The 11,559-nt window shown below is 69.7% G+C and carries 13 protein-coding genes; 9 read left to right on the forward strand and 4 right to left on the reverse strand.

All coding sequences use genetic code 11. The features are described 5' to 3' along the window. Window positions 1-155 precede the first annotated feature (155 nt). The 4 genes from ACYVO6_RS21490 to ACYVO6_RS21505 form a co-directional block, all read right to left on the reverse strand. The gene (locus ACYVO6_RS21490; RefSeq protein ID WP_461063414.1) at window positions 156-2,687 is read right to left on the reverse strand and encodes a tetratricopeptide repeat protein; all 2,532 of its coding nucleotides are present in this window, start codon (window positions 2,685-2,687) and stop codon (window positions 156-158) included. Between the two features lie 158 nt (window positions 2,688-2,845). Then, the gene (locus ACYVO6_RS21495; RefSeq protein ID WP_461063416.1) at window positions 2,846-3,316 is read right to left on the reverse strand and encodes a hypothetical protein; all 471 of its coding nucleotides are present in this window, start codon (window positions 3,314-3,316) and stop codon (window positions 2,846-2,848) included. 167 nt (window positions 3,317-3,483) lie between these two features. Further along, window positions 3,484-4,179, reverse strand: a complete 696-nt coding sequence (locus ACYVO6_RS21500) for a YdcF family protein (protein WP_461063418.1) — start codon at window positions 4,177-4,179, stop codon at window positions 3,484-3,486. After that, window positions 4,176-4,982 carry a GntR family transcriptional regulator gene (locus tag ACYVO6_RS21505; protein ID WP_461063420.1) on the reverse strand — a complete coding sequence of 269 codons (807 nt, stop codon included), beginning with the start codon at window positions 4,980-4,982 and terminating at the stop codon, window positions 4,176-4,178. Before ACYVO6_RS21505 ends, ACYVO6_RS21500 begins: the two co-directional genes overlap by 4 nt. A gap of 528 nt (window positions 4,983-5,510) precedes the next feature. Here ACYVO6_RS21505 and ACYVO6_RS21510 point away from each other — a divergent pair. The 9 genes from ACYVO6_RS21510 to ssb all read left to right on the forward strand — a co-directional run bounded on the left by ACYVO6_RS21510 (window position 5,511) and on the right by ssb (window position 11,492). Beyond that, the gene (locus ACYVO6_RS21510; RefSeq protein WP_461063422.1) at window positions 5,511-5,792 is read left to right on the forward strand and encodes a hypothetical protein; all 282 of its coding nucleotides are present in this window, start codon (window positions 5,511-5,513) and stop codon (window positions 5,790-5,792) included. Then, window positions 5,789-6,118: a hypothetical protein gene (locus tag ACYVO6_RS21515; protein WP_461063424.1), complete on the forward strand. Its 330-nt coding sequence runs from the start codon at window positions 5,789-5,791 to the stop codon at window positions 6,116-6,118. The genes ACYVO6_RS21510 and ACYVO6_RS21515 overlap by 4 nt, the downstream gene beginning before the upstream one ends. Further along, on the forward strand, window positions 6,115-6,963 hold the full coding sequence (locus ACYVO6_RS21520; protein WP_461063426.1) for a DUF2637 domain-containing protein: 849 nt from the start codon (window positions 6,115-6,117) through the stop codon (window positions 6,961-6,963). Before ACYVO6_RS21515 ends, ACYVO6_RS21520 begins: the two co-directional genes overlap by 4 nt. A gap of 16 nt (window positions 6,964-6,979) precedes the next feature. Then, window positions 6,980-7,360, forward strand: coding sequence for an RRQRL motif-containing zinc-binding protein (locus ACYVO6_RS21525; protein WP_461063428.1), 381 nt, complete (start codon window positions 6,980-6,982; stop codon window positions 7,358-7,360). A gap of 30 nt (window positions 7,361-7,390) precedes the next feature. Further along, window positions 7,391-7,900 carry a hypothetical protein gene (locus tag ACYVO6_RS21530; RefSeq protein ID WP_461063430.1) on the forward strand — a complete coding sequence of 170 codons (510 nt, stop codon included), beginning with the start codon at window positions 7,391-7,393 and terminating at the stop codon, window positions 7,898-7,900. Window positions 7,901-7,917: 17 nt separating this feature from the next. Then, window positions 7,918-8,481, forward strand: a complete 564-nt coding sequence (traA, locus tag ACYVO6_RS21535; protein WP_461063432.1) for a plasmid transfer protein TraA — start codon at window positions 7,918-7,920, stop codon at window positions 8,479-8,481. Between the two features lie 12 nt (window positions 8,482-8,493). Further along, complete coding sequence (traB, locus tag ACYVO6_RS21540; protein ID WP_461063434.1) at window positions 8,494-10,542, forward strand: plasmid transfer protein TraB; 2,049 nt, start codon at window positions 8,494-8,496, stop codon at window positions 10,540-10,542. A gap of 171 nt (window positions 10,543-10,713) precedes the next feature. Next, window positions 10,714-11,022: a hypothetical protein gene (locus tag ACYVO6_RS21545; RefSeq protein WP_461063623.1), complete on the forward strand. Its 309-nt coding sequence runs from the start codon at window positions 10,714-10,716 to the stop codon at window positions 11,020-11,022. 14 nt (window positions 11,023-11,036) lie between these two features. Next, window positions 11,037-11,492, forward strand: coding sequence for a single-stranded DNA-binding protein (gene ssb / locus ACYVO6_RS21550; protein WP_461063436.1), 456 nt, complete (start codon window positions 11,037-11,039; stop codon window positions 11,490-11,492). Window positions 11,493-11,559 lie beyond the last annotated feature (67 nt).

Consider the following 11,559-nt stretch of genomic DNA (forward strand, 5'->3'; position numbering starts at 1 on the left):
ACGGTACGGCGGTTTGGCAGTTCTCCAGCGAAAAATCGACTCCACCGGGCCTGACCTGGGATGAATCTTCCACCGTCACTACTGGTGCGGCCTGTCGTTCAAGCCTCGTCCAGAATTCTTCGTCTCACATCGCCAAACAGACCCGCCCTCCTTGATCAGCGGGCGCGTATCGCAGTCAGCTTGTCCCGTACCGCTGCGGTGAACGGGTGGTCATGGCCCAGGGCTTGGGTGGCGTCGGCCAGGGTCTGCTCGAGCACGGTGATGGCCCGCTCCACGTCTCCTGTCACCACGTAGGCGTAGGCAAGGCTGTCGCAGGAGGTCAGGGTGTCGGGGTGGCCCTGACCCTGCATCCGGCGGGTAACGGCTAGGACCTGCTCAAGGAGGGGCGTGGCCCGCTCCGGATCTCCTGCCGATAAGTAGGAAACGGCGAGACTTCGGCGGATGGTCAGCGTGTCGGGGTGGTCTTCGCCCCGCACCCGCAACTGGTCGGCGAGGGTCTCCTCGAATAAGGGCACAGCCCGCCCTGGGTCTTCCGCAGCCAAGTAGGCAGAGCCGAGGCATTGCCGTGCAGCAAAGGTGTCGGGGTGGTCTTCACCCAGCACCCGCAACCGGTCGGCGAGGGCTTGTTCAAACAGGCGAACGGCCCGCCCCAGATCCCCCGCCGATAGGTAGGCATAGGCGAGGTTGTATCGGGTGGTCAGCGTGTCGGGGTGGTCTTCACCCAGCACCCGCAACCGGTCGGCGAGGGCTTCTTCGAACAGGCGAATGGCCCGCCCCAGATCCCCCGCAGACACACAGGCGTAGCCGAGGCTGTTGCGGGAGGCAAGGGTGTCGGGGTGGTCTTCACCCAGCACCCGCAACCGGTCGGCGAGGGTCTGCTCATACAAGGGAATGGCCCGCCCCAGATCCCCCGCAGACGCATAGGCGAACGCGAGGCTGTGGCGGGAGGCAAGGGTGTGCGGGTGGTCCTCCCCCACAATCCGGAGCGCATGGGTGACTGTCTGCTCGCACAGGGGGATCGCCTGCTCCAGATCCCCGGCAGACACATAGGCGAAGGCGAGGTTGTTGCGGGAGACCAGGGTGTGGGGGGCGTCTTCGCCCAGCATCCGTAAGTGGTCGGCGAGGGTCCGTTTCAGCAATGGGATGGCCCGCTCCGGATCTCCCACAGACGCATAGGCGTAAGCAAGATTGTTGCGGGAGGTAAGGCTGTCGGGGTGGTCTTCACCCAGCACCCGCAACCGGTCGGCGAGGGTCCGCTCATACAAGGGAATGGCCCGCCCCAGATCCCCCGCAGACGCATAGGCGTAAGCAAGATTGTTGCGGACGGTCAAGGTGTCCGGGTGGTCCTCGCCTTGTATGCGGCGGGTGGTGACGAAGGCGCGCTGGCGATGGTTGAGAGCACGAGAGACGGCGCCCTGATTCTGAAGGAATGCTGCTGCGCGGCCGAGGAGGTACCCGGTGGCGCGGGTATCGGTGCTGGGGGGCGCGTGGTCCGTGAGCGCGTCGATGTGCGGTAGGAGGGTGCGGTAGGTAGGCCACTCGACGGGGTCGTCCGGGTGGTCGGGAAGAGCGTCGACGAGGTGGCGTGTGGCCTGGGTTCGGGCTTCGTCGACGTGGTGGGGCAAGCGGTGAGGGTCGTCGGGATCAGAGGTGCGGGCCAGGGCTTGGACGAGGCGGTGGACGCTCAGGGTCGCTGTGTCGGAGTGGACAGTGAGCATGCTGTACGCCGCCAGGCGGCCAATCGCCCGGGTGAGATCGGGTGGGGCGGCGAGGTCACCCAGGAGGCTGCGGGGGATGTGGTCGGGGGCGTACCAGGCCAAGGTGCGCAGGATGGTGCCGGTCAGGGGATCGTCGGCAAGATGGTCGAGGGTGACGCGCCAGATGCGGGCGATGGTGCGGTCAGGAGCGGTGCCTTCGGCGCCGTGGCGGTACATGGCGGCCGGGTGCGCGGTGAGCAGGTCGAGATATGCGCGTGGTGTGATACCAGTCTCGGCGATGTAGGCGCTGGCCTGCTCCACGGCCAGTGGCAGGCCGCCCAGTTCCGCGCACAATTCCCCCGCACCGTCCAGGTCATGTGGGGTGCGGTCGAGGACGCGGAGGAGCAGGTCGACGGCGTCATGGTGACTCAGGACGTCGATGGCGACGGGGGTGGCCAAGCCTTGCCAGCCGGTGGTGCGACGGCTGGTGATCAGACAGCGTCCGTGGCGGACCCGGGCGAGCAATGGGCGGATATCGTCCGGGGTGCTCACGTTGTCGAGGATGAGCAGCCAGCCGTCGTGCGCGGCCAGCCACTGCACCGCCCGTTCACGTAACGCTTCGGCGGGCAGCACACCAGCCAGGGCTGGTTGCAGTGCGGTCGCCAGCTCTGCCAGCCCCGCGTCGAGGGCGGCTGGAGTGTCGGCGGTGATCCACCAGATCGGGTGGTGGCTGTCGGCGCGGGTGGCGGCCCAGTGCGCGGCCAGGGTGCTCTTTCCAATCCCGCCCAAGCCGTGAACGGCCTGAACTACAACACCACCGGAACCATCCAACTTCGTGTCAAGAAGGGCGAGAGCCTGTCCGCGGCCAACGAAGTGGGGCGTATGCAGGGGAAGTTTGGTCAACCCCTCTGGAGCTGACAGCTCCCCCATCGGCACGAAGGCATCCGGCGGCAGCACGGTGGCGTGCTCAGCCCGCGTCTGGATATTCATCGCATGGTCGCCAGACGAGGCGATTCCGTTCAGGTCCCCGCCAGCGGATATGGCACGGTCACCGTCCGCGGCCGCCGTGGCTACGGGCACCTCGAATGTCGGAAGGGGGGTGGCGTGCGGAGTCTGCGGCTCTCGCGGCCGCCTGAACCAATGGCCCATCAGCGTTCGTTCGCGCCGTTAACGGTGTCCCCGGTGGATACTTTCCCCGAGATGCCCCCGCCTGCGGCGATCGATCGCTCACCGACTGCCGCGACCGCGCTGCCAGGCAACGTCGGCGATGCAGGCTGTGGAGCGCCCCCGGCATGTTGGGGACCTGGGCGCTGTTGGGCGCTCTGGCTGTCGCCGGTCGATGCCGTGCCGGAGATGTCTCCGCCCACGGCGATAGCCCTGCTTGCGCCAGCGGTAACCGTTGGCCCTGCCGTGAGGCGCGGGCTCGGCTGTCTCAGCGCGTACACCGACACCCCCAGCCCCGCCAGGGAGACGATGGTGCCCACAATGCCCGCCGCCTGCCCTGCGGTATCGAGGTCCGCCGCCACCACCAGCACGATCAGTCCTGCGGCCAGCAGTCCCCCAACAATTACCCCGCTCCAGGCACATAATCTCTGGTGTCGTGTCACGGCCACCATCATCAAGCACGCTCCGTGCCCATGTCACAGGAAGCACAACCTCAGCGGGTGTCTGGCAGATCCCGGCGCGACTGCTGCCGCGTCAGACGTTCAGTCCTAACCTGCGCGGGAACGCTACAGCGGCACCGTCAGGTGGACCCTGGCCCACGGATGGCCCATAGCCCCTGAGATCACGGGGTACCGGGCGCTCCAATGGCACCCGGAGTGCTCCCGGCAGTCTCGGGAACGAGTCGGCTCGTGAAGCCACGGGACGCGAGCCGCTCGTACGCACGGATCACCTCGTCGGGCACGTCCTGCGTGATCATGAAGCCCTGTGCGGGGTAGATCAGCAGTCGTTGCAGTGACCCAACAAGCATGTCGATGACGAGGCGTGCGTCTTGGATTGAGTCGATGTACTCGGGGAGCGTCATGGGAGTGGACGCGCTGACGAATTCGACTTCCGGCCACAGCTTCCGAGCGGTGGCATAAGCCCGCCGTTCCTCGTACGGCTTGCTGACGAGAAGCGCAGACGAAACGCTGACCCCGCGCTCTTCGAGGAGAGCGCGGGACAGCGTGATGTTCTGGCCGGTGTTGCGGGCCCGCGGCTCGACAAGGATGGCGTCCGCCGGTACGCCCAGCTCAACGGCGCGGTCCCGGTAGTGCTCGGCTTCCCCGCGTGGCATTCGGTCCTGGGTGGTCCGGCTGGTCGCTCCGGTGAAGACGATCAGCGGCATCATGCCGCGCCGGTACAGGTCGACGGTGGTGTCTGCGACGCCGAGATCATGACTCCCGAGACCGATGCCGACCGAGCAGGGGCGCGGCTCGTGGTGCATCTGCTGGTAGTCCCACAAGAGCTGGGTGTCCTCCCAGTCCCGTACCGAGATCACGCTGAAGTCTCCTTGCCCTTGCTGTCGTCGTTGGCGGAGTCGGGCACCTTGAACTCGTACTCCCACGCGAAGCGTGAGGCCGCATGGATGCCCACTGCGAACTCAACCACCGTGCCATCCGCCGTGTACGTCGTCCGGTGGAGTTCGACCACGGGTTCGCCGGGCGGGAGCTGTAGAAGCTTCGCCTCGTCTCCGGTCGGGACCCTGGCGAACAGCCCCTCTTTCATGTGGTCGATCTCGTATCCGGCGTCGTACAGGACCCGGAATCCGCCACCACGGCCGGCGGGTCCCGGGGTGGGATCGACGATGCGCGTCCCCTCGACATGCTCCGGCCTGTAGTAGCTGGTCAGGGTGTGAGTCGGCTGCGTCCCCTCCTTCACGAGGCGGGCGCGTGCGTACACGTCGGATCCGACTGGGACGCCTAGCCCCTCGGCTACGAGGCTGTCCGCCTGGACGCGGCTCACGGTCTGCGTCTGCTCGTTGCGCTTGTAGGCGCGCCCCGATGCGACGCGGTCCGCGATGAAAGCGACCTCGTCGCCGTCGCGCCACTTCGCCTTGTCGTATCGGGCGATACCGAGCCGCTTGAGGGGGGCGGTAGGACGTACGACCGTGCCGTGTCCACGCGATGAGGTCACGAGCCCTTCGGCCTCCAGGGCCTTGTAGGCCTGATGGACGGTGGCTTTCGAGCCTTCCCCGGCTTCCACGAGGTCTCTGATCTGGGGCAACTGGGCGCCCGGACCGTACTCACCGTTCCTGATCTGCTCCGCGAGCCTGTCCGCCAGGTCGCGCCACTTGGGTGCCACGCAGAACTCCTCTCAACGCGTCCCAGTGAAGCACAGTCCTAGGACTGTTGACTGTCCTAGGACTGCGGTGCATAGTCGTCTCAAGCCGCTCGCAGTCCTAGGACAGCGAGCCGGAAGGGCCTTCTTTGGGCTGCTTCAAGGCTGTGCCGGTTCGGGATAGCTCGCTTCCACGAGGGGCCCCTTGCTGGTCGTTCCTTGAGAACTCCACAGCGTGCCAAGTCGACGGGGTGAGATTCCCCGTCCCCGTGACGACCGGGTGACGTTCGTCAGTCCGGCTCAGCACCGGTCCGCCGTACATCTGCGGGCCGGTGAAGCCGGTTCCTTCGCCGTACGAGGCGGCCCGGTTCCCCGGTGGTCGCCCGTACGACGAGTTCCACCGCCCCGATGGTCGTAGACCGGGTTCGACTCCCGGTCGGGGCACTTCGGCCCGCCGCTTCTGCGGCTGTGGCCGCTTCCCGGGTTGGCCGCCCTCTCGCCCATGTTTCGCGGCCCCCGGCTCTTTCCATCCCTTCGACTCAGGAGCAATCCATGCGCAACTACGTCTCCGGCCATCAGGCCGATACGACGGAAGACTTCCTCGAACTCGCCCTCGGCACCCCGGTTGAGCTGTGGCTCGGTGTCGAGGGGGAGAGCGAGCTGGAGCGTGCGGCGCGGCTGGACGCGGCCCGCGACATCCTCACCGACTTTCCCGACCTGCCGGACCGCGCGGTGCAGGTGGCCGCGAAGGCGCTGGACGAGGCGGGTCTGTTGCGGCTCGCGCCGCGGCCCGCGCCGAAGCGCCGGACCCTGCGGACGGGGGTTGCGGCATGAGCGAGACCCTGATGCTCGAGAACCTGGCCGCACCGCTGCGGGCGCTGCGGCTGCTGTCCGTGGACTTCGGGCACCTGCCGGCGCCGACCGTGCGGATGACGCACATCTACCCGGGGCGGCTGGAGCTGACGTTCCATGACGACCTGCCCAGCTTCGAAGCGTGGCGGGAGGCCCTGGGAGCCGCCCCGGACGCGGTGACCTACGGCGTGCAGAGCGGGGGCCGTACGCGCGTGCTGTCGACGGTCGTCGACTACGCGGGCGCGGAGGTCCTCCTGACCGGCTTCGCGGACGTTGTCGCCCCGGCGACGGTCGGGGGTGCGTCATGAGCGCCTCGGCCCGCGTCGACGCGCGGTCGACGCCCGTCGAAGCATCGTCGACGCCCGTCAACGTGGAGCACGCCATCACCGCGATCGCCGCGGCGCTGACCGTGGTGCTGACCGCGGTGGCGTTCTGGCTCTCCTACGAGCACTTGCAGGAAGTCGCTGCCCGGCACGGCATGGCTGAAGCGGTGGCCCGCTCGTGGGCGTGGCCTGCGACGGTGGACCTGTTCATCGTGATCGGTGAGCTGCTGATCCTGCGAGCGTCGCTTGCCCACCGGGTCGACTGGTGGGCAATCGGGCTGGTCACCGCAGGTGACGGCGCCTCCATCGCGCTGAACGTGGCCGGAGTCGGCTCCGACGCGAGTGCCCTGGATTACGTGGTCGCCGCCGTTCCGCCGGTCGCCGCGCTGCTGGCGTTCGGTGCGCTGATGCGGCAGGTGCACGCCTACCTCGCCCGCCGGGCGATGACGGGCGTCGAAGCACCGTCGACGCCCGTCACGGTGGCCGTCGACCGCGCGCAGCCCACCCCGCCCTCGGAGGCCGTCCACACCGCCGATGCGGTGCCGGAGCTCCCGGCTTCCGCGCGCGTCGTCGACGACACTTCGGCGCCCGTCGCCGCGTCGTCGACGGCCGTCGACCTGTGCACTCCGGTGGTCTACCCGAACCGGGTCGATCAGTTGGTCCGGGCCCTGTACGGCACCGACTTCACGCAGCCAAGCACCGCCCGCATGACGCAGGCGATGGCAGAGATCGGGCTCGGGGCGTCGGAGTCGACGGCCCGCACGGCACGCGGCCGGGTTAAGGCCCGTGAGCCGTACCTGGCCGACTTCCCTGCCACGATCGCCGGTTGAGCGGGAGGACGCGGTCATGTCGCTCGCGTTCGCCAAGTGCTTCGACCCGACCGGCGCCCGCCACGGCATCCCCACCTTCCCGTGGCGGTGCGCCCCGGACGGCTACGCCACCCGCCGCCAGCTGCGGGCCCGTGGTCTGCGCCCCGGCGGTCAGCCGGTCGCGGCGCAGATCCTGCGCCCGCGCTACCGGCGCGGCCCGCTGGTCGCCTACCTCTACCGGCTCGACCAGGCCAAGCCGGTACGCCCCATGACCCCGGCCAAGCGCGCAGCGCTGGCCAAGGCCAACACCGCACGCCGTACCTGCCCGCAGTGCCGTACGGACGCGGGCTACGTCATCCCCGTCTCGCTCGGGGTGTGCGTGCCCTGCGCCTATCCCGAAGAACAGCGCGCCGCCTGAATCTCTCCTCGACTCCCAAGGAGTTTCGCTGTGACCAGCCGTACCCGCACCCGCCGCGCCATGAAGGTGCCGGCGGGTGCCGCCACCGTCCGTATCCCGCGCCAGCGCGGGCGCCGCCGCTCGGCTCAGCCGTTCGTGGTCGTGGTGCCCGAACGCCCGTCCCTGACCCGCGAAGCGCTCGGCTTCCTGGGGCGGTTGCTGTGGGACCACCGCCGCTCGCTCGCCCCGCTCATCGTCGCCGTACTGGCTCTTGTCGGCACGGCCGTGCTGCACGCGTACGCGTGGTGGTCCGGCCTTGTGCTCGCCCCGGTGGCCGCGGGCCCGCTGGTGTGGCTCGCGCTCATGCAGCGCCGCCGTCCCGCCGCCGATCGCGCGGTGTGGGGCTGGCGCATCGCCCTGGCGCTGCTCGGCACCACCGCGCTCGGGTGGGCGGCGCTGGCCGCAGGGTTCGGGCCGCTGGCCGGTCCGCTGGAACTGATCTGGCTGCTCACCCTGATCGGCGCCCAGATCTCGTGGTTCATCGTCCGCCGCACCCACTGACGTAAGGAGACTGCCTGATGGCTCAGACCACAAACGGCCGCCACGCGCGGAGGACCCGGCCCCAACCCGCCGCCAGCGGCGCGGCCAACAAGCCGAACAAGTTCGCCAACGCGGGCGCCGCGGCCGGTGGCTTCGTCGGCGCGATGGGCGGCTCGTTCGTACCGCCGATCAACGTCACCGTGAACAACAAGGGGGCGGCCCGCACCAACGGGGGCCGTCCACACGCTGAAGCCCTGTTGCCCACCCCGGAGTTCACCTCCCCGGCGCAGGTGCGGAACTACTGCAACACCCTGCGCGCGGCCGGTGTGACGCTGTCCATCGAGGTCGCCATGGCCGCCGAGATCCTCAACGGCGTACTCGCGGCCGTGCCCGACCCGGAGGGACGGACGTTCGGCTCCCGCATCCGCGCCCGGAAGGTGTCCCGCAAGATGCAGCGGTCCGCCGACGCGCTGCGGGACGCCGCGAAGAACGCCGCCTCCTGCTACTCGGTCTTCCAGCAGGAGTTCGAGGAAGAGATCAACCGCGTCCGTCACCGTGCCCGGGAGCCTCAGCAGCCGGTCATGAACTGGGCCCAGCAGTAAGGAGGTTGCTCGATGGCTGAGCGCGATACACAGAGGCAGCTTGCGGAGCTGCTGGAAGTTCAGTTGCAGGGCGGCTCTGACGCCGGCGGCGTGGGCAAGTACCTGTTGCACCGGGCCAAGCCGCACATCCCGCCGTGGCTCGGCTGGGGCGCGACCGGTCTGGCCGGTGCCCTGGGGCACTGGCGGTGGGGCGAAAGCGCCGCGGCCGGCGTCGGCCTCACCCTCGCCTCGGTGGCGCTGACCGGCGCCACCTGGTGGGCAGGCAAGGCGACCAGCCAGCAACGGCGCCTGCACTCAGCCATCACCGTGGCCGCAGGCTCAGCCTGGCTGACCAGCGCCTGTCTCGCGGGCCCGACCGCCGGGCCGCTCGACGACCTGTACCTGATGGGCGGCCCGGCGCTGGCCCTGTCGTGGAATGTCCGCCTGCTCATGCGGCACAACCCCGACGCCACCGGCGAAGGCTCCGACAAGGGCCTGCTGGAAAAGGTCGGGCTGGCGCGGGCGCAGATCGGTACGGCGAAGGTCGAGCCGAACCGGGTCACCGCGCCGGTCGCGCTGGACCCGGGCACGCAGACCAACGACGACATGACCAAGGCACTGGGCAACCTCGCCTCTGCCCTGGACCTGCCGAAGAGCGCCGTCCGGTATACCCCCGACCCCGGCTCCGCCCGGCGCGGGGAGCTGGTGATCGTGCCGGAGGACATGCTGGCCGACATCGTCGAGTGGGAGGGCCCCTCCCTCCTGGGTGGGTCGATCGCGGATCCGCTGAACCTCGGTCGCTACGACGACGGCGCACCGCTGCTGATCTGGCTGCCGGGGGATCCGGAAGCGGGCCGCAACTCCACCCACCTGCTGATCGCGGGCGGCACGGGTTCCGGCAAGGGAGACACCGCGCTGAACGTGCTGACGGAGATCCTCTCCCGCCGTGACGTGATCGTGTGGTTCTCCGACCCGAAGGCGTTCCAGGACTTCGGGCCCCTGCGGCCCGGTCTGGACTGGGGCGTTGAGGGCGGCACCGGCTCCGAAGTGATGGTGGCGGCCGTCGAGGCCGTCATCCCCGCCCGCACGCGCTGGCTGGGGGCCCACGACTACCGGCAGTGGGTCCCTGAGGCGGCGCAGGTGCAGAATTACCCGGCGCACTCCTGCCGCACGGATGGCACCGCGTGTGGGTGTGCGGGGATGCCGTTCCTGGTCACCTGGTTCGAGGAGGCCGCCAACACCCTGCGCAACCTGGGTGATGACGCGTTCACCGGCATCGCGCAGGAGGCCCGTTCCGCGGGCATCTCGCTGGTCGTGTCGCTGCAGCGGCCGTCGTACGACCAGATGTCGACCAGCACCCGCGCATCGCTGCCGTCCGTGATCGCGCTGGGCTGCGATCCACGGGATGAGGGGTTCTCCCTGCCGGACGAGGTGCTGGCCGCGGGCGCCCACCCCGGCGCATGGGGCAACCGGCGACCCGGCTACTGCTACGTCGTCTCGCCCGGCATCCCCGAGGACCGCTACCCCTCCCCAGCCCGCGGCCGGCGCTTCACGCAGCGGGCCGTGCCGGTCATGGAACTGCTCGCCACGTGGGCGCAGCGCAACGGCGCCACCGCCGATCCGGTCACCGCCGGCGCGGCATCCGGCGTGGCCGGCAACGCGTACACCGGCCGCTCCACCCCCGAGACCCCGCAGCCGGCGGCGCTGAGGGCCGTCACGGAGGAGGACGACGACATGGAGTACGGCGGCCCGCTGGTGGACCCGGAAGACCAGCACATCGACCCGGAAGCCGACCTCCCCGACGCCGAAGAGGGCGACGACGCCCCGATCTTCGGTCAGGAGACCGGCCGCAAGCCGTCGCCGGAGGAGGCCCGGCGGTTGTTCGCTCAGGCGCTGGAGGAGTTCGAGCGCCAGGGGCAGATGATCGTGGGCCCGGTCGACTTCAAGGACTGGTGCGACCGCAACAACCTCTCCCGCCCGTGGGTCTCCCAGCAACTCAAGGAGGCGTACACGGAGGGCCGCCTGGAGGCGACGAACGCCACCGGCCGGTGGCGCATCGTGCCCGCCCTGACGGCTGCCTGACGCCTGACACCGTCACGGCCCTCTGACACCCAAAACCCTAGGCAAACCCGGTGTCAGAAACGCGTGACGCCCCCGGCGTGACACCCCTGACACCCCTGCCTGACACCCACCCGCACGGGCCCGCACCACGTCTGTGGCGCGGGCCCGCGGCCCACCCGAGGGAGCCCCGTGATACCCCACCGCGACCCGCCGGGGATCATCGCCCCGCACATACCCGCCGACGCCTACCGCCGCGCCGAAGCCACCGGAGCACCGGTCGTCATCCTCGTCCAGGACAACACCCACACCGGCATCCCGTGGCGACGCGTCCTGATCCCGCTCGCCATCGCCGGCGCCGCCGCCCTCGGAACCTGGGGCCTGGTCGTCGCCCTGTGCGCGCTGCTGGATGCCGCCGCCCACACCGCCACCGTCATCGCCGGAGCCGCCGGACCCCTCGGCATCGGCGGAATCACCCTCCGGCTCGCCCGCTCCAAGCACTGAACAGGAGACACAGCATGTCGTTCGGAGAGACCCCGATCACCATCATCGGCAACCTGACCGCCGACCCGGAAGTGAAGGTCACCGAGTCCGGCCAGGCGCTCGCGAAGTTCACCGTGGCCTCCACGCCGCGCATGTTCGACCGCGAGGCGAACCAGTGGAAGGACGGTACGTCCACGTTCTTCCGCTGCGCCGCCTGGCGCTCCCTCGCGGAGCACGTCGCCGACTCCCTGACCAAGGGCTCGCGCGTGGTGCTGTCCGGGCGGATCCGGCAGCACAACTGGCAGACCGAGCAGGGAGAGAACCGCTCGATGCTGGCCGTGGAGGTCGACGACATCGGCGCCTCGCTGCGCTTCACCACCGTCGCCATCAACGGCAAGACCGCCGCGGGCAAGCCGGACCCGTCCGGCGACCCGTGGGCCACGACCGGCGCTTCGGCGGACTCGCAGTTCAACGCGAAGCCGCCGTTCTAGATACGCCCGGGGCGGGCGCCCTCTCGCCAAAGATCGCGCCCGCCCCGGCTCTCCCGTCCCTTCGACA

The organism is Streptomyces pseudoechinosporeus (assembly GCF_054783935.1).